Consider the following 24877-nt stretch of genomic DNA (forward strand, 5'->3'; position numbering starts at 1 on the left):
ATCAGTCCTGTTTCCCCAACAACCAAGCTTCGTCGAACTGGGCATGTTTCATGCTCTTGCCTCCCTCGACAAAGTAACTGTACACGGCATGCACCAGGCCATCGTGTGTCTGAATGATCGCGGGATAGTGGAACGAGCCACTCGGCTGATCTTCTAGATATTGCCCTAGTTTCCACGTTCTACCCTCGTCCTCGGAATAGCTCAGTGCCAAGCGATTTCGACCTCGGATGGTATCGTTATGAATCATCACCCAGCGACCACTCGTCAGTCTCACGGTATCAAGGCCGGAACCCGGATTCGGCAGTTCCGTGGAGTAAACGGCTCCCCACGTTTCTCCTCGATCGGTCGACTCGCACGCTCGAACACGCTCCGTGACCCCGTTCTCTCGCATGTAAGCGACCAAGCTGCCGTCTGCCCGCTCGAGCACAGCGGGCTGGATATTACCGAAGCCAATCAGCGGTTCTGAAGCGTGCCATGTCTCCCCTTGGTCGTCGCTGATCGCCATCAGTGAGAAGGAATAGGTGTCGGAGTAAAGAGGCAATACGATGCGTCCATCCTTCAAGACGGTCGGTTTGCACCGAGGTTGCCAACCGAGCCGTTGAAAGAGCTTGTCCGGCAAACGCTCCTTGACCAAGTCGATAACCTTTTGCAACGATTCAGAGATAGGTGTTTCGATCTCAGCCACAAGCTTGTCCAACTCCTCGAGAGCTTTGGGGCTGAAGTCGTTTGGCTTAAGCCACAAGCTGTCTCGTCGATTCCAAGCCGGGTTGCCAACTCCCACGGGATTCTCGGAAACGAGAAGCTGCGTCACGCAGGACTCCCATGTATTGGCTAGAACCAACGGCCAAAAGAGCAGCAGTCGGCCTCGTTCGTCGACCATGAGGCACGTGTTTCCGTCAGGAAAGCCCGGGGTGTCTACCATCAAAAACGGTTCGCTCCAAGTGTCAGAACCAACCGGTCGCCGGGAACCGTACACGGCAACATCATCTGCCTTTCGTTCTCCTGACCCTCTATACCACGAAACGATCAATTCCCCATTGGCGAGCTCCGCAATTCCGGGTGCATGGTTATGTTGATGATGCAACGGAAAAATCAGCTCGGACTGCATCCCCTGTTGGGAAAGTACCGGTTGGCCAGAAATCAGGTAAACCAAGCAAAAGAATGCTGTAATCAGTCGCATTAGAAATCCGCTTTGGATCGAGAGGAAGGAAGAAGTTGAGGTGGGGTCAGGACGACAATTCTAACGTGTCGGTTATTTGGCTGGCAACTCTGCAAAGACGACGTGGGATGGATTTCCCACGGGTGTAAAGTGCCCTGAAAAGTGCAGCTTGCCCGACGGCTTGTCCACGTGAAATAGAACCACGTTATCCGCACGTTGGTTGCAGCAGTAGAGGAATGACCCGGTCGGATCAAAGCTAAAACTTCTCGGGTAATTGCCCCGTGTCCATTCCTCACCAATGTAGCTCAACAGTCCATCCTCGCCGACAGAATAGATGGCGATAGAATCATAAAGTCGGTTGCCGGCGTACACAAATCGACCGTCATCAGACACTAGAATCTCTGAGCAGAAGTTGCTTCCCGCATAACCGGGTGGCAAGGTCGATATCGTCTGCCGGTGCTGCAACGTCCCTTTCGTTGCATCATAGTCAAAGAGGGAGACCGTTGAGCCTTCCTCTTGAACCGAATAAAACCATTTGCCATTCGGATGGAAGTGGAAATGGCGAGGTCCATCCCCCGCAGGCAGTTGCGCAAACGCGGGCTCATTTGCTGTTAGTAGCCCTGTTTCGGAATCGAATCTCGAAACAAAAATTTTGTCCAAGCCGAGATCGACATGCAGAACGAACTGCCCGCTGGGGTCTGACTGAATCATATGCGCATGGGTTCGGTCGTGTCCGCTAAAGGCAAAACTGCCTGGGGGAGCACTGGCGGCACGCGTAGGTCCGATCTCTCCTGCATCGTTGATAATACAAGCCGCTGCACCGAGGCTCCCGTCCTCGAGAACAGGCAGAACCGCCACCGATCCGCCAAAGTAGTTGGCTACGAATAGCCACTCCTCACTTGGGTGCAGCGAAAGGTAAGTCGGTCCGGCTCCTCCGGAATCGACTCTAGCTAAAAGGGTCAGATTGCCTGAATCGGAATCGATTTTGTAAGCACTAACGGTACCGTGTTTGGCATCACCCACGCGATCGGTCTCATTCGCGGAATAGAGACGGGTTTGGGCTTTGTTCACACAGAGGCAACTCGGGCTGGTGCCCAGTTCGAAGATACCGGCAGGTTTGAGTGTGCCCTGAGAGCGGTCCACTTCAAAGATATGAATACCTCGCCCGTTGCCAGGCGGCAAGTCGACTTGGGTGGGCAACACATCTTGCAACGGGGAGCTAAAGGTTCCTATGAAGGCAAAAAGTCGCGTTGGCAATTCGTCTTCCGTGGCCGCTCGCAGCGTGGAAAAGCTCTCGCTAAAGCCGAGAGCCGACAGCAACGCAATAGCGAACGGAACAGGGATCCCAAATACTCGGTGGGATAAACAGTCCATGAATTTTCTCATGGTTCGATTCGGTTTCCTAAAGGGCCTGCGGGTGGCCAAGTGCTGGTGGGATGTGAAACTGTCGAGGGTTGTCAGGCAAGTACGAAACTCGCCAGTGCTCCTCTAGGATACTCGAAAATCGGGCGCAAGGTGAAAAGAACTGCGAACTCGGCCTACCTAAGCTTTCATCGGTCGAGTGGATTTGCCCTTTCCTGCGATTAACTATAAACTGCGTTTCCGCATGGCTGCACTCTCTCCCAGTTATCGCTTTTGTAAACGCGTCCGCTGCGCCTTTGCTTCAGGCCTCGAAAACTCCTTGACCTTGCACCGTACCGATGGGCTTTATGAAATCAACTTCCGTTCAAAACCTCCTCGCTTGTTACATTAGTTATTTCGCGATCATCTTAGCCCTCGCAGTCTCGCTCCCCCAAAACGCATACTCACAAGGTGACAATGCGAACGATCCTCTCGCCAAGCTGCGTGAGCTTAAGACGGTTGCCGAACAGACCTCCTACCAAGGGACTTCGGACGAGTTTCAGGTCAGTGACTTTCTCGATCAAATCGATCAGGCCAGCAAGAAAGTTACGAGAGTATCACTTGGTAAAACCACCGAGGGACGCAGGCTAGACGCAGTTGTGCTGGCGAAGGAAGGTGGCAATCCGCTCCCACTCCCGGCTTCGGACAAAAGACTCGTCGTTCTCATTCACGGAAACATTCATAGTGGTGAATGCGATGGTAAAGAAGCGATTCTAGCACTGATGCGGGACTTGCTCCTCGATCAGGCCAAGCTCAATCGATACCTAGAAAAAACGGTTCTCGTCATCATGCCGAATTTCAATGCCGATGCCAACGCTCGCATTGGCAAACTCCACCGTCCCGGCCAAGCTGGCCCGGAGTTCGGAATGGGCCTCCGCGAGAATCCGTTCGGACTCGATCTGAATCGGGACTTTATGAAACTGGATAGCTCTGAGGTTCGCAGCCTCGTTCGCATCCTTGATGCTTGGGATGTCGATGTTCTGATCGATGCGCACACTACGAATGGTTCGCTGCATCAGTATGACCTGACGTACGACCTTCCTCACAATCCAGCATCGAATCAAACGATTGTTTCGTGGATGCGGAAAGAGTTGTTCCCAACAGTCACGATGGATCTGGCAAAGCAAGGTACGCCGGTTTTCTACTATGGAAATTTTTCTCGCGATTACAAACGTTGGGAATCTTACGGTCACGAACCGCGATACAGCACGGAATACATGGGTGTTCGTGGCAAGATCGGTATCCTCGTGGAATCCTATTCCTACGCAAGCTATCAACGTCGCATCGAAGCCTCCTACCAGTTCATTGATGCTTGTATCAACCAGCTTTCTCTGAATGCGGAAAAGCTTGGCGGCATGATTGCGGCGGAACGTCCACGCAATCCGCAAGTTCCGATCCAGGGCAAGATCGTTACGGAACCGGGAACCTTCTTGGCAAAGGGGTATGCCTGGAAAGAGCCCGTGAAAGAAAACGAATCCCGCCCAGCGTTTCCCTCGCCACGCGATAAGGAGCGACTCGATCAGTTGCTCAAGGTCGACTACGAAGTCGAATTGGTGAATCGAGGCGAAGGAACAGTACACGTCGCTGCACCGACCTACTACTACATCCCGTTCGAGTCCGCTTGGGCAGCGAGTAGATTGCGGTTGCACGGAGTTCGCATGTCGGAGATCACCCCGTCAGAAGCAGCAAAGCATACAGCTCAATCCATTGCAGCGACCGCCTATCGAATTCAATCCGTTACGAAGTTGCCCGCTTATCAGGGGCGTAATCCGCAAAAACTGGAAGTTGCTGAAGAATCCATGCCGTGGACTATGCAACCGGGTTGGGTTGTGCCGTCGGATCAACCGCTCGGTGTGTTGTCTGCTTTACTGCTGGAACCGCATGCCGACGATTCACTGGCCGCCTGGAATTTCTTCGACCCAGGCATTCAAGCCAAGTCGCTATATCCCGTTTTGCGGTTAGCATCGCTCCCCAACGGGACGGTTCTCAAGCCATTGCCGCCCCTCGCATGGGATGACTACAAACCGTCTGACATCAAGCGTGAAGAACTCACGATCGAGAAATTGTACGATCCTGAGGCAAAGGTCTCCTACATCGGCACCAGTACGCCGCTACCGAAGTGGCTGCCGGGCACTACGGACTATATCCAGCAACAGCAAGGGCGTTGGTTCTCGGTGGATTGCAAAACAGGTGCCATGACTCCTTGGGACCTGCCTAATCGCATGGCTTCGGCACTGCTCAAGCTCAAAGCATTCCAAGAGAGAGATGTAGCGAGGTACCGCACCTCGGTGAACGCATTTGATGACAGTTTTCAAAATGCTTTAGTTAATCACAAGAACGATCTCTTTCTTTACCAAACGGAAGGGAATTCTGCCCGGCAGTTGACGCACGATGGAGATGCTGAGGAGAAGGTGCCCTCGTTGAGCCCAGACGGCAAGCATGTCGCATTTGTTCGTGACAATAACCTGTGGGTTGTAAATTGTGAGTCTACGGAAATCCGTCAATTAACCACCGACGGAGCCGAGGAGATCCTGAACGGTTATCTAGATTGGGTCTATCAAGAAGAAGTCTACGGGCGGGGCAACTTCAAGGCCTACTGGTGGAGCCCCGATGGTAAGAAGATCGCGTTCTTGCGATTGGATGAATCCCCCGTACCCAACTTTGTGATCAACGATTCGATTTCGTTCTCCCAGAAGATCGAGAACATTCGGTATCCCAAAGCGGGTGAGCCCAACCCGTTCGTTTCGCTACATGTAGTCGATATCGAGACAGGGGCCATAGATGAAGTGCCGATGCCCAACGATCCCGTAGAGGATCGGCTGGTCGTTCGCGTCGGTTGGTCCGCACAAGACTCCGGGGAATTGGTTTACCAAGTTCAAAATCGAATCCAATCGCGACTAGATGTGCGGAGTTATGATGTGCAGACCAAGTCTGTTCATCAATGGTTGCGAGAAGAATCACCTGCTTGGGTTAATATTATTGACGAACCCCGATTTGTCACCAAGGATCGATTCCTTTGGGTGAGTGATACAGATGGAGGTCGACGCCATCTGTTTATGATCGACAGAAATGGGGATCGCAAGCAGCTTACCAAGGGAGATTGGGACGTTAAGAGTATTGTGTGGATGGCCGAAGACGGCTCACGAATTATCTTCACAGCCCATAAATCAGGCCGAGCCAATACCGATCTCTTGACGCTAGACACTGCTACTGGGGACATGCAGCAGCTAGAACCGCGTTTAGGAGTTGCGAGCACCACGGTGCACCCAAGTGGTGACTATCTAGCTTGCTCGTGGAGCAATACGGAGACTCCAGCTCAAATGTGGTTATTCGACCGAGCTGGCAACCGAATTAGACGTCTCGATGCCATGCAGAGCGATCGGTTCGACTATGTGAAGTCTTCCGCACCTGAGCAACTGACGGTTGCCGCAAGAGACGGATTTGAGATGCAAGCCGTACTCTACAAGCCGTCTGATTTCGACGCCAAGAAAGCAACCAAAAAGTATCCGGTTCTGATTCACGTTTATGCAGGTCCACGTTCTCCGACCGTGCAGAACTCCTGGGTTCGTCGAAGCGATCTTTGGCATCGCTATTTAGCCGAGCAAGGTATCGTAGTGATGCTGTGCGACAATCGCTCCTCGCTCGGCCGAGGAAATTCCGACACTTGGACGATTTACAAGAACTTAGGAGAGGTAGAGCTTCGAGACTTAGAGGATGCAGCAGGTTGGCTCAAGGGGCAGGACTGGGTCGATGCGGGGCGATTAGGCATCTGGGGCTGGAGTTACGGTGGGTACTTTACCGCGTACGCCATGACCCACTCCAAGCTATTCCGAGCTGGAATCTCGGGAGCTCCCGTGACCGACTGGCGAAACTACGATTCGATCTACACGGAGCGTTACATGTCGACTCCTGAGCTGAACCCAGAGGGGTATCGCACGAGCTCGGCGGTAGAAGCGGCCAAGGATTTGCATGGCCGCTTGCTACTGATCCATGGGGAGATCGACGAGAATGTTCATATGACGAACACCTTGCAACTGGCCCATGCACTGCAACAAGCCAACCACACCTTTGAGCTCATGATCTACCCCAAGAATCGGCATGGTGTGACTGATCCCAAGCAGCAATTTCACATGTATAAGATGATGACCGACTTCCTAAAACGGGAACTGGGGGAGTAGTCCCGAAAATGTGGAATCCACTTTCCGAATTCGGTATTTCCCACAACGATTGTATTCGTGGTAAGATATAGAGGCGGTAGCGGATAGGGTGGGGTACCTCCCTCAATGCCCTGAAGCATCCTGCCAGATGCCTGCGGCTGCAAAGTTCAGCAGCAGATTCATGCACGACATGCGTTGACTCCATCCCTGGGAACCTATGTACTTTCGACTCGCTAAACGCCTCCTGTTGGAAACCGACAAACGGCTTCTTTGGAAACTTGCTTACTTGGCCGGCTGGAAAGGTTTGCGAAGTGTCCAAAAGCACAAGAGTCGATTGAAGAAGGGAGAATTTTTTCCGCCGTTTTTGTACGTGTCGATCATCAACACGTGCAACCTACGTTGCCAAGGTTGCTGGGTCGATGTCGCGGGCAAACAGACGAAGATCGAGCTGGACGCCATGAATCGCATGCTCAACGAAGCCAAGGCGATGGGCAACTCATTCTTTGGTATTCTGGGCGGGGAGCCTTTTCTTCACAAAGAGATCTTGGACATTCTCGCAGCCCACCCTGACGCTTACTTCCAGGTTTTCACCAACGGCCATTTCATTACCGACGAAGTTGCTAAGAGGCTACGACAGCTCGGCAACGTTACGCCTCTTATAAGTGTTGAAGGGTCCGAAATTATCAGCGACCAGCGAAGAGGTCGCGGCGGTGTCTACAGCAAGACGATGGAGGGCATTCAAAACTGCCTCAACAACAAAGTCATGACCGGGGTTTGCACCAGCGTCTGTAAAACAAACATCGACGACTTGCTCAACGATCGCTGGGTGGACCGCTTGGTATCGATGGGAGTCATGTACTGCTGGTTTCACGTGTATCGAGTGGTCGGCCCGGAAAGCTCGCCTGAATTGGCTTTGAATACCGAAGAGCTGCGGAGAGTTCGCGAGTTCGTGGTGAACACCCGGGTCAAAAAACCGATCATCGTTATCGATGCCTATCATGACGGTCAGGGACGGGCTCTATGTCCGGCCGTGACTGGATTTACGCACCACATAGGACCGAGTGGCAGCATTGAGCCTTGTCCGATCATTCAATTGGCAACCGAAACGATCCATGACGATCGGTCGCTCAAGGATAAGTTCCAGAACAGCCAGTTTCTTAGGGATTTCCGGGAAACGGTCGCACAAAACACTCGTGGCTGCGTCGTTCTCGAGCGACCTGATTTGCTGCTAGAATTAGCCAAAAAGCATTCCGCTCAGGACACGACTCAGAGACAAACGGCGTTGCAAGAGATCGCTGCCATCCAGCCGCGTCGCAGCCAACACGTCCCCGGCAACGAGATTCCTGAAAGATCTTGGGCTTACCGGCTTGCGAAATGGTACGCCTTCCACGACTATGGAGCGTACACCCGAAGCTTTAACGCTGCGAACTGGGTCGACCCGGAAAAGGTGCCCCTAAAGGTCATCTCGGAGCAAAGCGTTACACCAAACGGCTCGTTGGCGATCAGCGACGCCACTGCCCATCAACCCACCGTTCACTCCATTTCCCCTCCACTCGCTTCAGAAACTTCTTCGACATCATGAAATCCAGGTTCTTGCGCAAGCTGCTAGTTTCGTCTCCGGCAGCACTTCTGTTTGGCTCAATGCTTTCCCTATCAGCAGTCTCGTTCGCCGATACGTTCGAGCTATTCAACGGGAAAGATTTTTCCAATTGGTATGGTAGTACCACCATCTCGGCTGATGGGTACGCGGCAGCTTCCGAAGATCAGAAAGCCAAATGGAATGCTGAGATTGAAAAGCATTGGCGAATCGATGGTAACGAAGTCGTCAACGATGGCAGCGGTGCCTACCTGACCACCTCTCAGGAGTTTGGGGACTTTGACTTTTCGTTTGATTACAAGATCGTAAAAGATTGCGACTCGGGCATTTATCTGCGAGGTATTCCGCAAGTTCAAATCTGGGACCCAGATTCGCCTGGCACCAAGCCCCACGGCGGCGAAAAAGGAAGTGGCGGTCTATGGAATAATCCCGCTGGATGGGCCGGCAAAGATCCGTTGGTTCGAGCTGACAAACCTGTTGGCCAGTGGAACACGATGAAGATTCGTCTCATCGGCGAGCGTTGCTGGGTCTGGTTGAACGATTCTGTTGTGGTCGATAACGCGCGGCTTCACAACTACTTTGGTGGCAATAAAGGAGAGCCGCTCCCTAAAACAGGCCCGATTCAACTGCAAACACACGGAGCGGAAATTCGATTTAGGAACATGGTGGTCAACACCTACAACTCCGAAGAGAGCAACAAGTTGCTGGCCGAGGCGGATGACAAACAATACGGTGCCGATAAGTTCGTAAACTTGTTCAATGGGTCGGATCTCTCAGGTTGGGCCGGTGCTGTTGACAATTATAAAGTCGTTGATGGAGCCATTCAGTGCTTGAAGGGCAAGGGTGGTGTGCTTCATACCGAGGGTGTTTATTCGGACTTCTTGTTCCGTGTTGAGTTCCAGTTGCCACCCGCTGGCAACAACGGCCTCGCGATCCGCTATCCGACCAAGGAAGAGTTCGAAGCTATGCCAGAAGGAAAACGGAATTATGACACCGCTTATGTCGGAATGTGCGAGTTGCAGGTTCTCGATGACGGACACGAAGCTTACAAGAATATCGACCCACGCCAAGCACACGGCAGTGCTTACGGTATGGTCGCTGCTCGGCGAGGTTATCTCCGTCCTCAAGGAGATTGGAATTATCAACTGGTCCAGGTACAAGGTTCCAAGATTCGCGTCGAACTGAACGGAACGCAGATCCTCGATGCCGACTTGAGCAAGGTAGAGGAATTCATGGCCAACACCCCCCACCCCGGCAAGGACAGAACTTCCGGGCATGTCGGCTTCGCCGGTCACTCGGACCCTGTCAAATTCCGAAACATCGCGATCTTTCCCCTGAAGTAAACCGCTTGGATTTGATCGCGAAGCATTAAATGTGTGTCGCCCGACTTACATGAGGGGGCGACGCAACCATCTAGCCCGATAGATAGAGGCCCGTTTTGGCTTTGGTCTTTCGGGCGATCCCCACCTTATAGACTTTCTCCCACCCAGCCGACCGCTCGACCTAGATTAAAACAACCATGATCGTATCCCTTTGCAAGAAAAAAGTATTGCCATCCGCTTTGGCCACCAGCCTCGGCCTATTTTCTGCTAACCTGCTCACCGCACAGGAAGCCCCGACGCAGGAGCTAAGCGTGCAGGAAGATAACGTCTTGCCTATCAAGGATGCGGATGCCAAGGTAGAGGAAGAGATGAAGCTCTACGTCGAACTCATCGAGCATTCGACGGCCAAGATTGAAATGCTCCCCATCCCCGGCGGAGTATTCAAAATGGGAAGCCCAGAGACGGAGGCTGACCGAGGCAAGGATGAAGGGCCCGTTCGCGAGGTAACCATCTCTCCGTTTTGGATGGCCAAAACGGAGATTACTTGGGACGCATATGATGTCTGGATGTCCGATCTCGATCTGTTCAATCGAGAAGTGAACAAGATCCCTCCGAACACTCGCGACAATCTCGCTGACCAATACCAAAAGAGCCAGCCCACCAAACCCTATTGCGACATGTCCTTTGGCATGGGAACGCGCGGTTACCCAGCGATCTGCATGACCCAACATGCCGCGAGAACTTATTGCAAGTGGCTCTCGGCCAAGACGGGACGCTACTACCGCTTGCCGACAGAGGCCGAATGGGAGTATGCATGCCGAGCTGGTACGACGACCGCATATTCGTTTGGTGATGATCCGAGCGAACTGGAAGAGTACGCATGGTTCGAGGACAACTCCAACGAAAAGTACCAACGAGTCGGCAAGAAAAAGCCCAACCCATGGGGGCTTCATGATATGCATGGCAACGTTGCGGAGTGGGTTCTCGATCAGCATGACCCTTCTGGGTACCTACTCGACAAGCTCCGCCCCAAAGATCCTCTGTTCGTCCCCGAAACCCTATATCCGCGAGTCGTCCGTGGTGGCGGCTGGAGCAGTTCGCCTGCACAATGCCGAAGTGCCGCACGAGAGGGATCAGACGAAGACTGGATCGCTCAAGATCCACAATTTCCGGTGAGCATTTGGTACTTGACCGATGCTTTGCATGTCGGGTTTCGTATCGTACGCCCGCTCAACGAGCCGACTCAAGAAGAGAAGGATACGTTCTGGGAGTACTCGGAACCGATCCAAAAGGAACGACCCGTTCCACTCGAGCGATAAATCGGCCGGTCGCCTTATCAAGTCGATTGGCGAATATAATCCAGGAAGCTGCCGAACTCAGTGATTTCAAGTTCGTTGCCAATAACTTCTTGGACGACGCCGAACGTGCCGCCACCCCGTAGGGCCTGCAGCTCCTTTAACCATGCCTTACCGGCTTTCCGCATCTGAATGCAGGTCGCAGTGGAGGCCGCATCAGCATCGGCAGCGTACTTCGTGAGCACCGAAGCTAGTTGCTTTCCTCGGATTCCAAACCCTGTGGTTGGGTCGATGATGTGGCTGCTCAGGTCCTTAGGTGACTGACTGTTCGCATCAGGAAAGTTCTGCCATTGGTCACCGGAGGATGACAAGCTCAGGTTCGCCAACCGAAAGCGATAGGGTGGTTTTGGAAAGTCCGGAGCGGTTTTACTGCTCAAGCTAGTATCTTCTGAAAGGGATTCAATTTCGATGGGCCAGCCAGTGCGGCCAGTTGGGGGCAGTGCTGCTCGCATGTTGCCCGAAAAATTGATGATGAACCGCTCGAGTCCCATGCCTGACAATTGATCGAAGAGCTTATCGATCACGATTCCTTTGCCGATGCCGCCGAAATCGAATTTGAGCCCTGGCTTGACGATACGGACCACATTCTTTTCCGAATCCCAAAGCACTCCATCCCAGCCGACCGATTGGATGGCTGATTGCCACTGATCGGATGTTGGGGGGCGTCGTCTGCGTCGAAGCGAGGTAACCGCTCCACATGTAACATCGAACGCACCATGAGAGAAGTCGTGCCACTCCTTGGCCAAGTCGAGCGATTCAGCCAATTCGTTGGAAACGGATTGCCACTTGCTATGAACCTTCGGATTCGACAGTTTTGAAACCTCGCTGTCCTCATCGTAGTCGCTCAGGATAGCGTTCCATCGATCAATCAACTCGTCCGCAAGCTGGCGGATTACTGCCACGGCAAAGTGTTGTCCGCTAGGTTGCTCCCACCTGACGGTCAGCACGCTTCCCATTGCAGGTATTGAAACTTCGGCAATGTCAGAATCACCCACAGCATCATCAGCAGCAGCACAAGCAGCGAAATGACGTGGGCCGAAAACACCAACGCCGATTGCGGTTGCTAGACATTGTTTCAGCCAAGGTCTTCGGTGATTGTGTTTGTTTTTTTGCATAAGGATGCACCTAGGGATTTACTGAAAGAGACTTTTCTCGCCTAACGCTGCCATCGAAAGCTTATTGTAGCGTAAGCCGTACGGTGCCGGGCGATGTGAAGCGAGCCGGGAGTCGCCTCTGGCGATGATTTACGAAGAGCCGGGAGAATGAGATTGTGCCGGGTAAGCTGATGGGCGGTTAACGTGAGGGAGCCCTACCGTAGGTCTAGCGCCCCTACGCTTGCAATTAACGTCGCTTCGCGACACATTTCCTAGGTTGATTCGGTAGTTTTTCGTCTAGATCAGGAGTTCTGAGTTTGCAGAGGGGCCACTTGGGTTGAGATGATTCTAAGGTCGGTCGCGGACTTGATAAGCCCAATCTCATGCGCTCGTCGTGCGAGTTCCTGCAGTGCGTTCAGGCCGACTGGTCCAAGCTCGTTGGTCCACTCATTGACGTAGAGCTCAACGTGCTGCATCAACACTTTATCGTCAAACTCCTGTGCGTACTGTCTCATCGTGACCATGGCTTCCTCGGGGTGTTTTTGACCGTATTGGAGAGATTCGTGAATGATGGCTTGCACCTTTTCGAGTACTTCATTCCCTAGATTCCAGGCACCGACGATTCCACCCAAGGGGAGTGGGCATTTTGTTTCCTGCTCCCAGCGTACGCCGAGATCTTCTACAAGCGACAGTCCTTCGGCTTGCCAAGTGAAACGCCCCTCATGGATACATACTCCGAAGTCCGCGTTGCCTTGTTGAAGTCTCGGCATGATCTCGGAGAAGACGACGTTTTCAATGCGAGTGGTTTTCGGATAGAACAGCTTAAACAGAAGTGAAGCAGTCGTATGTTCCCCGGGGCAGAGAGTGACTTGTTTGGAATCGATTGGTTTAGTCTCTGATAAAGCCGCCAGCAGTAGCGGCCCCACGCCATATCCCAGCGCGGAACCGCTCGGGAAAACGCCGTAATCCTCAGCGAGGTAAAGGGCCGCATGAAAGCTTGTTTTGGCAACATCGAGTCGCCGAGCTAACAATGCTTCGTTCAAGGTTTGAATGTCGAGTAGTTGGATATCAAAGTCGAGGCCATGCCAATCCACTTTTTTCTCGAGCATTGCGTGAAACGCGAACGTATCGTTGGGACAGGTCGAGATTGCAAATCGTATAGGTTTCATGGTAGTGTGTTGGTTCATTGAGGCAGATCGTCGTATTCGATTGCGAGCTGGCAAGCCGAATTCAAAGCTTCTTCAATTTGCCATTTGCTGTGGTTGCGATCGCCAGCCCAATTGGAAAAACCACGTATGATCGTAAGGGGGGTGTTGCTTAAAAGGCAAGCCATGGCAACCCCGTATCCCTCCATATCCTCTGCGATCGCGTCGGGCATCATTCGCATTTTGTCCTTGACCTCCGATTCGTTTGCAGATGCCGCCGTGACACTGAGCAAGGTGTTGGGAGGTTCAGGAATAAGCGATTGCGGGCCAGCCAGTAGAATCGAATCGCCCGACTCGAGCATCGGGGAGCCTGAATTGGGGCTTCCCGATTGCTCAAGAGCATCTTGCCTTGGCACCTGATTCCAGCCCATGGCTGCCGCACTTTGGAACAGCCCCCCGGCACCGACTCCAACACCGTAGCAGGCCACTCGCCCGAAAATTGCTGCCGAACCAATTTCGAAATTGGTCGAGTTTCCGTTTCTATAGAGGCCTGAGATCCCAATCAGGATAACCGAATCGGGCTTGGCGGAGCAAACTAGCTGCATGGTTTTGGCTGCTGACGCCACGAGCCCGAAACCACAAATTTTCGTTTGAAACCCTAGTTCGGCAAGCTTTAGCTGCATTCCGAGGGGGATGCGAGACCATTCGAATTCGGTGGGGACAATGAGCAGTCTATTCATCGAACTTATTGTGGCTTTTCTGGGGAAAATTCTCAGAGCGCGGACAAACGGGAGATGAGGACTATACAGAAACGTTGCGATCCTAACATGTATAAGGTAAGATTCAGCGTCCTCTTCAAGGTGTTTAACAGAGCTCTAACCGCCATTATGGGCGATCATTTTTGAGCTAGGTTAGCACTTTACCAGTCCCCCTCACCTCAATGGAAACACTCCATGTCGAACTCAAAGCAGAACCGTAGAAACTTTATTCAGAACACCGGGGCCGTTATCGCCGGTGGTTATTTTGTTGCATCAGGCAACACCAAGGCGATGAGCCGCTCCGCCTTGGAGACTCTCAATGTGGCTTGCGTCGGCGTCGGCGGCAAGGGGGGGAGCGACTCCAACAACGCAGCCAAGTTTGGAAACGTCATCGCCATGTGCGACGTCGATCGCTCAACGCTTGAGGGTAAATCGAAGCAGGCCGAGTTCAAAGCGGCCGAGCAGTATACCGATTACCGAGAACTTCTGGCCAAGCATGGCAAGAACATTGACATTATGACCGTCAGCACACCTGACCACATGCACGGTCCTATTTCGTTGGCAGCCATGCGGCTCGGTATCAGTTGCTACACTCAAAAGCCGCTCACCCGAACTATCTACGAAGCTAGATTGCTATCCGAGGTGGCTAAGGAAACCGGAGTGTGCACTCAAATGGGTAACCAAGGGACTGCCCTTGATTCCTCGCGAGAAGCGATTGCTCAGCTCAAGACTGGTGTTCTTGGTACATTGCAAGAAGTGTACGCTTGGTCGAATCGTCCCATTTGGCCAAAGGGCCCAGGGCGTCGCATGACGATGGAAAAGTTTGCACAGCAAGCTAACGAGGAGGACAAGGAAGCAGCGCAATCCCTCATTGACGGAAAGAAACGGGAAATCGATCGCGCGCTGAGGAGACTCGATTGGGAGAACTGGTTGGGAGTGGCCCCAGAGCGAGAGTACTGGCCTGGTCTCTATCACGCATTTGCTTTCCGCGGATGGTGGGATTTTGGTACGGGAGCGTTGGGCGATATGGCTTGCCACCAGTTAACGGTTCCTTTTGCATCGTGCGGGCTGAGAGACCCAATCTCGGTGCAAGCCAAGTCTTCTGGTCACGATTTTGATTCCTTCCCAGCAAGCTCGGTGATCAAATTCGAGTTTCCTGAGACAGCCGAACGACCTGCGATTCCATTCTGGTGGTACGATCGAAACGGCAATAAGCCACCTATGGAAGTCTTCACCAAATGGGGAATTGAAAACGTCGCCAGCAGCGGCGTTCTGATCGTAGGTGACAAGGGCGCGTTCTACAGCGCCGACGATTACTGCGGTGTTTACGAACTTCGAGGAGTTCAAAAGGCCAAAGTTGACTTTGAGCGAGCGGAAAACAAAGGCGACAATGACGTCAACAACATGTATGAACTCTTCCGCGCGAAAATGGAAGGGGATCCGATGATTTGCAAGTCGAACTTCATTGATCGAGCCGGACCGCTTACCGAAACCATTCTTCTCGGCAATCTGGCGGTTTGGGCTGCGTCGGAGGGTGGTGAAGACGGAGCGATGGGAGAATGGGGCGAGAAGGTTGAATGGGATGCAAAGAATCTCAAGGTAACCAACTTGGCTGCCCTCAAGACTCCGGGAGTCGCAGACTTGATCAAACCAGTTTACCGTGGTGAACACCGTCTAGATTAGGTTTGAGGACTAGCAAGCGACTTCGCCTCTTGCACAGGCAGTCTGTGGGACTGTCCGCTTGATTTATACGGCGGAGCTCGTTCTAGTAGAATCAGTACGATGAATTGCACTTGGTTTCTCCAGGTGCAGTTTTCGTTTACGGGTTGCGCACGAGCTGAGGCTTTGCGATGGGCGTGGTGTTGCTGTTATCGCTCCAGCCCCCGCCGATTCTACCAAAACTCTAGCGAATTCATACACTCAAGCAGCAATGTTGAGCTGGCAGTCCCTAAACCACGCCCTTCGAAGACTCAGGGACGTGCCACCCAAAAAACAGGGATGTGGCAACCAACTCGTCGACTCTGGTTTACCACCATTTCGTCAGGCCAGCGGTGGGAGGTGATGGCTGGAGCTGCCCGAATCTAGTAGAAAATCCCCGCCCATCTAAACCTTTAGGAATCGTGGCTGCTCGACTACAATACGTAGTGACACTCTCCGTCGATTCTGGCGGAAGCTAATTAACTCCAACACATAGCTTTGTACGAATGGCAATCAAGAATCGTCGATCGTGGTTTCAAAACTTAGTCAGCACCTCTCTCGCATGGACGGTTGCTGCTAGTTTCGGTATCGCGGCATTCGGAACTACCACAGGTGTTTTGCGGGCGGAAGACATCGAAGCCCGCATCCAGCAACTCGGAGCGATCGCCAAGCTGACCAAAGTCGATGGCAAGATCACAGAGATTTCGATCAGCGACGGATCATCACTTACCTCTGATGACATCAAACTGTTCGCGACCGCAACTGACCTCACCTCGCTTCAGTTGTTAAACTTTCGGACACTAGGTTCGAGCGACGTTGCTCCGCTCTTTGCTCTGAAGAAACTGAAGTCCCTGGCTATTACAAACACGGCAATCGACGATACGGCAGTCGAGGGAATCGTAGAGGCGTTTCCCGATTTGAAGGAACTGAATCTTTCCTCGAATGCGAACATGAGCAGTCAGATTCTAAAACCCATTTCCCAGCTAAAGGGGTTGCAAAGCTTGTTGCTCATTCAGACTCGCCTCAATGACATTAGCACTCGTAGACTGTCTCAGTTGCAGGAGCTTCGGGTACTCGATTTGCGAGGGAACATGGAGGCGGGTGATCTCACGCTTGAGGTGCTGAGTGGCCTGCCAAACCTTAAGGCACTCAAACATCGCAGCACGGCAGTAACCGATTACGGCATGGAGCTACTTTCGGAAAATGAGTCGATCGAAAACTTACTCATTCAAGACTTTGTTATCACGGATGAGTCAGGGCCCTACCTTGCTAAGCTTCCGAAGCTTTCCCAACTGGAGATTTTTCGTTGTCCGAGCTTTGGTGATGATGGCGTCAAGGCGCTTATGGGTATGCCATTGCAACGGCTCACGTTGCGAGACTTATCAGTGGTAAGTGATGAGGCGATGCTCGTCTTCACAGACATGCCGAAACTAAAGCGGCTGTATTTGCATGAGTTGGCCGGCGTTTCCGATGTGGGCCTGGCAAATTTGGGTGCCGTTAAAACATTGGAAACGCTCGACATTTGGAGCATTCCTAAGATGACAGACGAAACCATTGAAGTGATCGCGAGCTTACCCAATCTGACCGAACTATCCATTCGCCTAACCGATATCAGCGATGCTTCTATCGCAAAGATAGCCAAGCTACCAAAGGTAAAGCGATTAACCATCAAGGACAATCCGAAAGTATCCAACGAAGCGTTGAAGACGTTAAAGGAAAAGCAATGGGATAAACTTGACATAGGCAATGTCAAGTAGGCTTTTCGTCAGCCTCCCAAAGCCTTCGCCGGCACGTTCAAAGGAACGAAGGGCGTTCCGGTGCACTGAATCCTTCGTTCCTATAAGATCGCCAAATTATTGCGAATTTTTCCGGGGATCGGTAACCCTTGATTGCGTGCCGATTCTCTGTCGTTTAATCTAGTGCCCTTGTAAAAGATTCATTGGTTCGGACATAAAAGGTTAGCTCTATGGGAAATTACCGACGCATCAATGTCATGGACGATAGTGGAGTGAGTGTCGTTCGCTTCATCGACAAGAAGATCGTGGATTCGGCAACAATCGAAATGCTGGGAGACGAACTCGTCTCTCTAGTTACCAACGACAAGCGATCGCAGATCCTTCTCAACTTCGAGGGGGTGGATTTTATGTCTAGTGCCGCGTTGAACAAACTTATTAAGCTTAACTCTAGTGTCAAAGCTGCAAATGGTCGCTTGAAGCTTTGTAACTTGAGGGCTGAGATCCAAGACGTGTTCAAGATTACCAAATTGGATCGCGTGTTCGATCTCAGAAAAAGTCAAGACGACGCACTCGCCGCGTTTCAGTTATAATCGGGGCTGTTTTAGAATGCCGCCGTGTTCCGCAACATTCGATACGGTCTGTCTGTTTAATAAGCTCGCTTTTGATGTGCAAACTTTGCAAACAATCTCTTCCGGATACACGTAGGGAAACTCCACAATGAATTCGCCGAAAGATTGGGCGATCGATAAATCGTTTCCAAGTGATTTGGAAGTAGCTCACGAACTCATTGAGCAAACCATTCTCGCCATGTCGGACCTCGATTGGCCTGGTGGTGATATGTTTCACGTGCAGATGGCGATGGAAGAGGCTTTGGTAAACGCCATCGAGCACGGCAACAAGCGTTCTAAAGAGAAACTGGTTTCCCTCAATGTATCGGTCTCCGTTGAGCAAGTGCAAATGACGGTCGCGGACCAGGGGGACGGTTTCGATCATCGCAACGTAGCGGACCCAACAGTTGAAGAGCGTGTCGACAAGCCACGCGGAAGGGGCGTGCTCTTGATCCGCGAACTTATGACTCAGTCTACTTACAACGATCGTGGTAATGAGCTGGTCATGATCAAGATGAGAACACCGCCCGAAGAGACTTGATCGACACTCTATAGTCCCTCCTCTAGTTTAGGCCGAACAGTAATCACGGGGCAATGAGCGGTTCTCATTACCTCTTGCGCTACGCTACCCAGCATTAACTTTGACCAGCCGGTCCTCCCGTGCGTCCCCATAACGATTGCATCGGCATGTTTGGCTGAAGCAATTTGGACGATAACCTCTGCTGGTTTACCACGAAGACTCAAGTGCTCTACTGCAACACCCTTTTCCTCGAACATTTGATCCCTAATCTTCGCCTTAGCATTGTTCGCGAACGCATCTGCCATCGACCTCGATTCCGACTCGTCCTTTGCAGGGTCAGTGACTGCAAGAACGATCATCTTGGAATGTGACGAATTACAAATTCTACACGCAAGTTCCAGTGCGTAATCCGAGCAATTGGAATAGTCGACAGGACACAAAATTATATTCATTTCTTGAGAGATTCTGCGTTGAAGTGGCGATAGATTGATGTCATCAGAAAATTGATACGATCTGATTGTAATCGATCAAAGGACCGCCGACACCTTCCTATGTTTGCGGGTTGGTAACCAAACTGATGGCTCATAAAATAGGATACTTTGAATGGTATACAGGTCGAGAGCCAATTGAATGGCAACATATTATCATGCTGGTCCTGGAATCTGATCACCTGTGATTTCGATTGATTCAACTAACCGGTACCCTACTCTAGGTTCTGTGAGAATGATCCTTGGACGAACGCTCTCGGCTTCCAGTTTCTTACGTAAATTGGCGACGAATACTCGCAGGTAATGCGTTTCGTGGGCATTGCCAGGCCCCCAAACCTCTTTTAGTAAGTACCGATGCGTTAGTACTCGCCCCGCATTTCGAATCATGACTGCCAACAGGTCGTACTCTAATTTCGTTAAGCGAATCTCCACGCCATCCCGGAAAACTCGGCGGGCCTCCAAGTCGACTTTGACAGCTTCGCATTCATAAATTGACGACTTACAAGCTGGGCTGGTTTCACTGATATTCGCACTATGTCGAAGGGCAACTCGGATTCGAGCGAGTAATTCGCCAACGCCGAAGGGTTTAGTCAAATAGTCGTCCGCGCCTGCATCCAAGGCTCGGATCTTTTCTGTTTCTCGATCTCGGGCTGAAAGAATAATCACGGGAATCGAAGTCCATCCTCGAATTTCGCGAACGATTTCTATACCATCACGATCCGGTAGCCCCAGGTCGAGAAGAATCAAATCTGGGCGTTCCTGAGTGATCAGTCGCATCCCCTCTTGAGCCGTTCCCCCTTCAACCAGTCGATAACCCTCGCTTGCCAGAGAGGCCCGCAAGAACCTACGAATCGGTTCTTCGTCCTCGATGACTGCGATGAGTGCTGGGTGTGGTTGCTTATCAGTCATTCGTCAAACTCCGTTCCAGTGGGCCTGAACCCCGAGGGTGTTTATTATCTGAAGGAAGTAGCAAGCGAAAAAGGGCCCCCCCTCCTTCACGATTTTCCGCGACGATGGTTCCTCCATGGAGTTTGGCAATCGCTCGGCAAATGGCGAGCCCTAAACCCGCACCGCGAGAATCGCTGATTGCGTGTTGACCTCGTTGGAAACTTTCGAAAATCGTTTCCAGTTCTTCAGGATCCAGTCCTGGCCCACGGTCTGCAACTTCGAGTATGATCTCTCTCTGGGTTTGCCGCCCCCGAATTTCAATGGGGTCGCTTACAGGAGTATAGCGGGCAGCATTTTCTAATAAATTGATGAGTGCCAACTGCAGCAGGACCTCGTCAAAATACCCCATCAGGAGGTCGCTTGGAAAATGGACGGTTACCGAGCGCTGCTTTAACACGTGGTTCAAGCTGTGAAGTGCTGTTCCAACAACATCCTCGACGGGATGCCATTCACGGTGGATTTGGACAGCCCCAGATGATAGCTGCGTTAATCGAAGCAAGTTCTCGACAAGCTGAGTTAGTCGTGCCGACTCATCGAATATAGTCGACAGCAATTCCTGTTTTGTTTGCTCATCCATAGCAGTTTGATTTTCATGGAGCAAACTGCTCGAAGCCCCTGCGATCACGGCAAGCGGTGTTCGAATATCGTGAGAAACGGATGCTAGCAGCGAACTCCGGAGTTCTTGAGTTTCCGCTTGGACTCTGGCGTTATGAGATTCAATTGTCAATCGATCTCGCTCCAGGGCCAGGGCAATCAAAGTTGCATAGGCTTCGAGCAGCGAGCGTGAGTCGGGTGTCAGCAAATCTTCAACACGATCATGACGAATTCCTAAAACCCCAATTGTCCCATGCGGTGAAGCAAGCGGGAAATAAACCCCTTCAGATAGCGGCAGCGTATCCGTTTTACGACCAGCAATTTCCGAATGATCGAAGGTCCATTGGGCAACTACAATTTCGCTTGCTTTGGTTGCAAAGCTACCCGGTCGTATAGATTGTGCAACGATGCGACCGTTCTCTGGCAAAAGCAAGGCTACTTCTCCGCCGAATTCTGCCGCAATCACTTTTTCGGTCTCTAGGGCCAAAAACGGTAAGCCTGTTATCCCGGCTAATTTTCGGCTCAAGCGATACAAGGCTTCGGTTCGTCGTTCGTTTTGCAAAGCGTATTGAGCTTGCCTTCGAATGCGGTTGTTCAACGCAACAATGGTCATGCCGACGATCAACATCACCGAAAATGTCACCACATATTGGCTGTCGTTGACCACCACAGTGTAGTAGGGTTTGGTGAAGAAGACATCGAATAGAACAACTGCCAAGATGGAACTGACTATCGAAGGCCAAAAACCGTATCGCGCACTGATGATCACGATACCCAACAAAAGAGTCATGACAATATTGGCTTCGGTCAATCCGCAGGCGTTCCACGCCAAGGCCATCACTGTACACAAAAACAAAATACCTGATGAACCCAACCAAGAACCAATACCAGTCTTTTCGTTGGTGTACAGCACCGATCCTTTGGCAGATGCCTCGGCCACCCCCCGCACGACCAAGACGTCAATTTCGCCACTATCTTGAATCAATCGGTCTGTTAACGTCGGTTTGGACCAACGATGTTTATTCGTGGGGACCGATTTACCGATAACAATTTTTGTAACGTTCCGTCTGCGTGCATACTCCATGGTTGCCATCACCGGGTCATCCCCCGTCAGGGTTACGGTTTCAGCACCGAGTCGCTCGGCCAGCCTCAAATGATCGGCTAGCCGATTTTCATCGGTAGGAGCAAGCTTTCGATCGCTCGTCGACTTGACGTGAACGGCCACCAACTCGGCTTGGAGTGCATTCGATACTCTTTTGGCTGAGCGGATCACACGTGCCGACGTGGGACTCGGGCTGATGCAAACCATTAAGCACTCGCGAGTCTCCCACGGAACGGTTGTTCCTCTCGAGATTCGAGCAAGCTCGACGTCCGAGTGGACATGATCAGCAGTTCGGCGGAGAGCCATCTCCCGTAAGGCGGCAAGGTTCTCACGTTTGAAAAAATTTCCTAAGGCCCTCTGTGCTTGTTGCGGCACATAAACCTTGCCCAGACGAAGCCGTTCTAACAGCTCCTCGGGCGGAATATCGATCAGAACCAACTCATGGGCTTTGGAGAAAACGTCGTCCGGGACCGTCTCGCGCATAACAATACCCGTGATTTTGGCGACGACATCGTTGAGAGACTCGATATGCTGGACATTACAGGTGGTCCATACATCGATACCAGCCTCGAGTAGCTCCTCGATGTCTTGCCAACGTTTGGTGTGTCGCAATCCTTCGGCATTGGTGTGGGCCAATTCGTCCACCAAGATCAGTTGCGGTTTTCTCGCCAGCGCCTGGTCCAGATCGAACTCTCGCACGTTTACTCCATGGTAAGAGACGAGCTTAAGAGGCAGCAGTTCTAACCCCTCCAGCAGCGTCTCTGTCTCCTCTCGACCGTGTGGTTCCACGTATCCAACGACGACTTTTACACCCGCCGCTTTTTCTTGCCTGGCCTGATTGAGCATGGCGTAGGTCTTTCCAACCCCAGCCGCATAGCCCAGGAAAATTTTCAGTTTGCCGCGATTGGCTTGAGACTCACGAGCCTGCAAGCGATGCAGCAGTTCATCGGGATCTGGTCTCTGGTCGATCATATTTGTTGGATGGAAGAGGCCAATCGTGACAAACTACTTTCTTCGGACTTTTCGTCAAGCCAATACAAAACTTTCATTGCCATCCTCCCCTTAAACTAAAGTTCCCTATAGATCAACGCCGATCTCCGCACGTATCAAAGTCGCTTGTCGACCAAGTCCGGCGGACTATTCGTCCGCACCTGTCTCGGACTACAGTTAAAGTTTGCAAAACGATAACAGTATTCGGAGACCGTCATGGATTGGATTAAAGTCGTCTTCTTTTGTTTACTCAGCTTTTCGAGTGTAGCGAGTCTGTCTACTTCTTTTGGCCAAGAGGGGTTGGTTGCATCCCCTGTTTCTCTTGGTAGTTCAGTTCCTGGCCCAGCTTGCGATCGCGTCAACTACAGTTGCGATGGGTGCGATGCCTTTACCGATTCGCAGGACAATTGGTTTCTCATGCGAACGCTCAGCGGAACTCATATGGGTGATTTTTTGCGAACTCGGCGAATTCAGGTATATGGATGGACCGAGGGTTCCTTTACTGCCAGCAGCGCTTCGCGAAACCAACTTCCGATGGGTTTCAACTACCGAGCCAACGATTTTGTGATGAACCAAAATTGGTTGCGGGTCGAGCGAGTTGTAGAGACCGATTCCAATAGTCCTTCTTTCGGTTTTTTGGCTGACACCATCCTTCCCGGTTCCGACTACCGATTCACGTTGGCACGTGGATTGGCCGACGACCAAACCGGCTCGCACGGGATTGACCCAGTTCAATTTTACGCGCAAATGTACTTTCCGAATGTCGCTCAGGGTTTGGACCTCAAAATGGGACGATTCTTTGGGCAATATGGGGTCGAAAGTATCGCGGCCGTCGAAACTCCGTTTGTCTCCCGAGCTTATAACTTTATCTACAATCCGTTTACACATACCGGTTTGCTGGCGACGCTCCAACTGAATGATAATTGGTCGGTACAAAACGGAATTGTAACCGGCAGCGATATCTTTTTCGATTCGGCCTCCGAACCTACCTACATTGGTAGCGTGAATTGGGAATCGGACAGCAAGGATACGAGTATCCTGCTGGCGACGATTTTCGGTTCGGGCCGTTTCAATCAGGCGGAAGACTTTGCGAACCCGCGGGTCTTTAATCTGGTGTTTAGCCAAAAACTTATTCAAGACCTCACCTACACGCTTGATGCGCTCTACGGTTACCAGACAGACGTTCCTGGGATCGGTACAGCCAACTGGTACGCGTTCGTAAATTACCTCAACTATCAATGGTCTGAACGATGGAGCGGTACGACACGATTGGAGTTTTTTAACGATATAGATGGGGACCGAACCGGCTTTGAGGGGTTGTACACGGCTCTCACGACCGGTCTGACTTATAAACCGCGAAATGGCATCCTGATCCGACCGGAGCTTCGCTACGACTACAACGATTCGTCTCGACCATTCGAAGATAAATCGGGGTTGTTCACCGCTGCCTGCGGTATGATCGTCCGTTGGTAGCATGATCAACCGTTTTGCTTTTTGTTCAAAAGGGCAGAGAGGACCGGCTGTCTACCAGCCCTCCTGCCCCGGCTCATCGGCCGAAGCCGAATCGCCTATTCCCTCGAAAAATTCACGCTATTTGTTGTTATCCAACGACCAATTGAGCATGAGTACATTTACCAGTGGCTCTGCCCCGAACGCGACGAGCGTCGGGGAATCGAGATGCGCACGAATGGATTGCTCGATTTGGTCTGGCGACAATCCACGATTGGCAGCGACCCGAGGAACCTGTGCCAAGGCGGCAGCCAGCGTGATGTGCGGATCCATCCCGGAGCCGGAAGCCGATACCAGATCGGCGGGAACCAATCGGTCAGTCTCCAAGTTCAACCGCTCGATGATCTCCCTCGCCGATTCTGTTAGCACCGGATTCGTTGGCGAATAGTTACTCCCCCCCGTTTCACTCGCGTCGTAATCCGCTGCAGAAGGCCGCGGCCAGAAATATTCGGGCCTTTTGAATTCTTGAGCCAATAATCGCGACCCAACAATGTTTCCGCCGTCGTCCCGTATCAGACTCCCTTGACGTCCTTCGGGTGCCAAGATCATGGAAAATACCAAAATCACCATCGGGTATATTCCAGAGCAAACGATCAAACTGAACATTACAAGCCGCAACGATGTCATTAAATCACTCATCGGAGCCATTTCCTTTTCCTTATTTTTGATAACTTGTGCGTAAATGCTTGTTCGAGA

Annotated in this window: 18 protein-coding genes; 9 read left to right on the forward strand and 9 right to left on the reverse strand. The window is 51.8% G+C overall.

Features of this window, described 5'->3' with window-relative positions:
* Position 1: 1 nt before the first annotated feature.
* The gene (locus SH449x_RS20035; RefSeq protein WP_482377853.1) at positions 2-1180 is read right to left on the reverse strand and encodes a sialidase family protein; all 1179 of its coding nucleotides are present in this window, start codon (positions 1178-1180) and stop codon (positions 2-4) included.
* 72 nt (positions 1181-1252) lie between these two features.
* The gene (locus SH449x_RS20040; RefSeq protein ID WP_482377854.1) at positions 1253-2545 is read right to left on the reverse strand and encodes a lactonase family protein; all 1293 of its coding nucleotides are present in this window, start codon (positions 2543-2545) and stop codon (positions 1253-1255) included.
* A gap of 323 nt (positions 2546-2868) precedes the next feature.
* On the opposite strand from SH449x_RS20040, the gene SH449x_RS20045 reads away from it, so the two are divergent.
* The 4 genes from SH449x_RS20045 (at position 2869) to SH449x_RS20060 (ending at position 10955) form a co-directional block, all read left to right on the forward strand.
* On the forward strand, positions 2869-6738 hold the full coding sequence (locus SH449x_RS20045; protein ID WP_482377855.1) for a DPP IV N-terminal domain-containing protein: 3870 nt from the start codon (positions 2869-2871) through the stop codon (positions 6736-6738).
* Between the two features lie 196 nt (positions 6739-6934).
* The gene (locus SH449x_RS20050; RefSeq protein ID WP_482377856.1) at positions 6935-8299 is read left to right on the forward strand and encodes a radical SAM protein; all 1365 of its coding nucleotides are present in this window, start codon (positions 6935-6937) and stop codon (positions 8297-8299) included.
* The gene (locus tag SH449x_RS20055) at positions 8296-9657 is read left to right on the forward strand and encodes a 3-keto-disaccharide hydrolase (RefSeq protein WP_482377857.1); all 1362 of its coding nucleotides are present in this window, start codon (positions 8296-8298) and stop codon (positions 9655-9657) included. The genes SH449x_RS20050 and SH449x_RS20055 overlap by 4 nt, the downstream gene beginning before the upstream one ends.
* 176 nt (positions 9658-9833) lie before the next feature.
* Positions 9834-10955 carry a formylglycine-generating enzyme family protein gene (locus tag SH449x_RS20060; RefSeq protein ID WP_482377858.1) on the forward strand — a complete coding sequence of 374 codons (1122 nt, stop codon included), beginning with the start codon at positions 9834-9836 and terminating at the stop codon, positions 10953-10955.
* Positions 10956-10972: 17 nt separating this feature from the next.
* On the opposite strand, the gene SH449x_RS20065 is transcribed toward SH449x_RS20060, so the two are convergent.
* The 3 genes from SH449x_RS20065 to SH449x_RS20075 form a co-directional block, all read right to left on the reverse strand.
* Positions 10973-12106, reverse strand: coding sequence for an FAD:protein FMN transferase (locus tag SH449x_RS20065; RefSeq protein WP_482377859.1), 1134 nt, complete (start codon positions 12104-12106; stop codon positions 10973-10975).
* Between the two features lie 281 nt (positions 12107-12387).
* Positions 12388-13254, reverse strand: coding sequence for a menaquinone biosynthesis family protein (locus SH449x_RS20070; RefSeq protein WP_482377860.1), 867 nt, complete (start codon positions 13252-13254; stop codon positions 12388-12390).
* A gap of 14 nt (positions 13255-13268) precedes the next feature.
* Positions 13269-13970 (reverse strand): phosphorylase family protein, encoded by a 702-nt coding sequence (locus SH449x_RS20075; RefSeq protein WP_482377861.1) that lies wholly within the window; start codon positions 13968-13970, stop codon positions 13269-13271.
* Positions 13971-14183: 213 nt separating this feature from the next.
* Between SH449x_RS20075 and SH449x_RS20080 the strand changes: the two genes are divergently transcribed.
* From SH449x_RS20080 to SH449x_RS20095, 4 genes are all read left to right on the forward strand, one after another.
* Positions 14184-15671, forward strand: a complete 1488-nt coding sequence (locus SH449x_RS20080) for a Gfo/Idh/MocA family protein (RefSeq protein WP_482377862.1) — start codon at positions 14184-14186, stop codon at positions 15669-15671.
* A gap of 521 nt (positions 15672-16192) precedes the next feature.
* Positions 16193-17443 (forward strand): leucine-rich repeat domain-containing protein, encoded by a 1251-nt coding sequence (locus tag SH449x_RS20085; protein ID WP_482377863.1) that lies wholly within the window; start codon positions 16193-16195, stop codon positions 17441-17443.
* 209 nt (positions 17444-17652) lie between these two features.
* Positions 17653-18012 carry an STAS domain-containing protein gene (locus SH449x_RS20090; RefSeq protein WP_482377864.1) on the forward strand — a complete coding sequence of 120 codons (360 nt, stop codon included), beginning with the start codon at positions 17653-17655 and terminating at the stop codon, positions 18010-18012.
* A 127-nt stretch (positions 18013-18139) separates the two neighbouring features.
* The gene (locus SH449x_RS20095; protein WP_482377865.1) at positions 18140-18571 is read left to right on the forward strand and encodes an ATP-binding protein; all 432 of its coding nucleotides are present in this window, start codon (positions 18140-18142) and stop codon (positions 18569-18571) included.
* 8 nt (positions 18572-18579) lie between these two features.
* Here SH449x_RS20095 and SH449x_RS20100 read toward each other — a convergent pair whose 3' ends face one another.
* From SH449x_RS20100 to SH449x_RS20110, 3 genes are all read right to left on the reverse strand, one after another.
* Entirely contained in the window at positions 18580-19002 is a 423-nt protein-coding gene (locus SH449x_RS20100) for a universal stress protein (protein WP_482377866.1), read from the reverse strand.
* Positions 19003-19194: 192 nt separating this feature from the next.
* Positions 19195-19947 carry a response regulator gene (locus tag SH449x_RS20105; RefSeq protein WP_482377867.1) on the reverse strand — a complete coding sequence of 251 codons (753 nt, stop codon included), beginning with the start codon at positions 19945-19947 and terminating at the stop codon, positions 19195-19197.
* Positions 19940-22654: a DUF4118 domain-containing protein gene (locus SH449x_RS20110; protein WP_482377868.1), complete on the reverse strand. Its 2715-nt coding sequence runs from the start codon at positions 22652-22654 to the stop codon at positions 19940-19942. Before SH449x_RS20110 ends, SH449x_RS20105 begins: the two co-directional genes overlap by 8 nt.
* A gap of 234 nt (positions 22655-22888) precedes the next feature.
* Between SH449x_RS20110 and SH449x_RS20115 the strand changes: the two genes are divergently transcribed.
* The gene (locus SH449x_RS20115; protein ID WP_482377869.1) at positions 22889-24145 is read left to right on the forward strand and encodes an outer membrane beta-barrel protein; all 1257 of its coding nucleotides are present in this window, start codon (positions 22889-22891) and stop codon (positions 24143-24145) included.
* Positions 24146-24262: 117 nt separating this feature from the next.
* Here SH449x_RS20115 and kdpC read toward each other — a convergent pair whose 3' ends face one another.
* A complete protein-coding gene (gene kdpC, locus SH449x_RS20120; RefSeq protein ID WP_482377870.1) occupies positions 24263-24820 on the reverse strand; it encodes a K(+)-transporting ATPase subunit C in 558 nt (185 codons plus the stop codon).
* Between the last annotated feature and the right edge of the window lie 57 nt (positions 24821-24877).

The sequence above is a fragment of the Brakhagea baltica genome (assembly GCF_052161605.1).
GTDB lineage: Bacteria > Planctomycetota > Planctomycetia > Pirellulales > Pirellulaceae > JBKCUI01.

Excerpts from the sequence above, each read along its gene's own strand:
- SH449x_RS20035 (WP_482377853.1), bottom strand. The coding sequence starts at position 1,180 with ATGCGACTGATTACAGCATTCTTTTGCTTGGTTTACCTGATTTCTGGC.
- SH449x_RS20040 (WP_482377854.1), bottom strand. The coding sequence starts at position 2,545 with ATGAGAAAATTCATGGACTGTTTATCCCACCGAGTATTTGGGATCCCT.
- SH449x_RS20045 (WP_482377855.1), top strand. The coding sequence starts at position 2,869 with ATGAAATCAACTTCCGTTCAAAACCTCCTCGCTTGTTACATTAGTTAT.
- SH449x_RS20050 (WP_482377856.1), top strand. The coding sequence starts at position 6,935 with ATGTACTTTCGACTCGCTAAACGCCTCCTGTTGGAAACCGACAAACGG.
- SH449x_RS20055 (WP_482377857.1), top strand. The coding sequence starts at position 8,296 with ATGAAATCCAGGTTCTTGCGCAAGCTGCTAGTTTCGTCTCCGGCAGCA.
- SH449x_RS20060 (WP_482377858.1), top strand. The coding sequence starts at position 9,834 with ATGATCGTATCCCTTTGCAAGAAAAAAGTATTGCCATCCGCTTTGGCC.
- SH449x_RS20065 (WP_482377859.1), bottom strand. The coding sequence starts at position 12,106 with ATGCAAAAAAACAAACACAATCACCGAAGACCTTGGCTGAAACAATGT.
- SH449x_RS20070 (WP_482377860.1), bottom strand. The coding sequence starts at position 13,254 with ATGAAACCTATACGATTTGCAATCTCGACCTGTCCCAACGATACGTTC.
- SH449x_RS20075 (WP_482377861.1), bottom strand. The coding sequence starts at position 13,970 with ATGAATAGACTGCTCATTGTCCCCACCGAATTCGAATGGTCTCGCATC.
- SH449x_RS20080 (WP_482377862.1), top strand. The coding sequence starts at position 14,184 with ATGTCGAACTCAAAGCAGAACCGTAGAAACTTTATTCAGAACACCGGG.
- SH449x_RS20085 (WP_482377863.1), top strand. The coding sequence starts at position 16,193 with ATGGCAATCAAGAATCGTCGATCGTGGTTTCAAAACTTAGTCAGCACC.
- SH449x_RS20090 (WP_482377864.1), top strand. The coding sequence starts at position 17,653 with ATGGGAAATTACCGACGCATCAATGTCATGGACGATAGTGGAGTGAGT.
- SH449x_RS20095 (WP_482377865.1), top strand. The coding sequence starts at position 18,140 with ATGAATTCGCCGAAAGATTGGGCGATCGATAAATCGTTTCCAAGTGAT.
- SH449x_RS20100 (WP_482377866.1), bottom strand. The coding sequence starts at position 19,002 with ATGAATATAATTTTGTGTCCTGTCGACTATTCCAATTGCTCGGATTAC.
- SH449x_RS20105 (WP_482377867.1), bottom strand. The coding sequence starts at position 19,947 with ATGACTGATAAGCAACCACACCCAGCACTCATCGCAGTCATCGAGGAC.
- SH449x_RS20110 (WP_482377868.1), bottom strand. The coding sequence starts at position 22,654 with ATGATCGACCAGAGACCAGATCCCGATGAACTGCTGCATCGCTTGCAG.
- SH449x_RS20115 (WP_482377869.1), top strand. The coding sequence starts at position 22,889 with ATGGATTGGATTAAAGTCGTCTTCTTTTGTTTACTCAGCTTTTCGAGT.
- kdpC (WP_482377870.1), bottom strand. The coding sequence starts at position 24,820 with ATGAGTGATTTAATGACATCGTTGCGGCTTGTAATGTTCAGTTTGATC.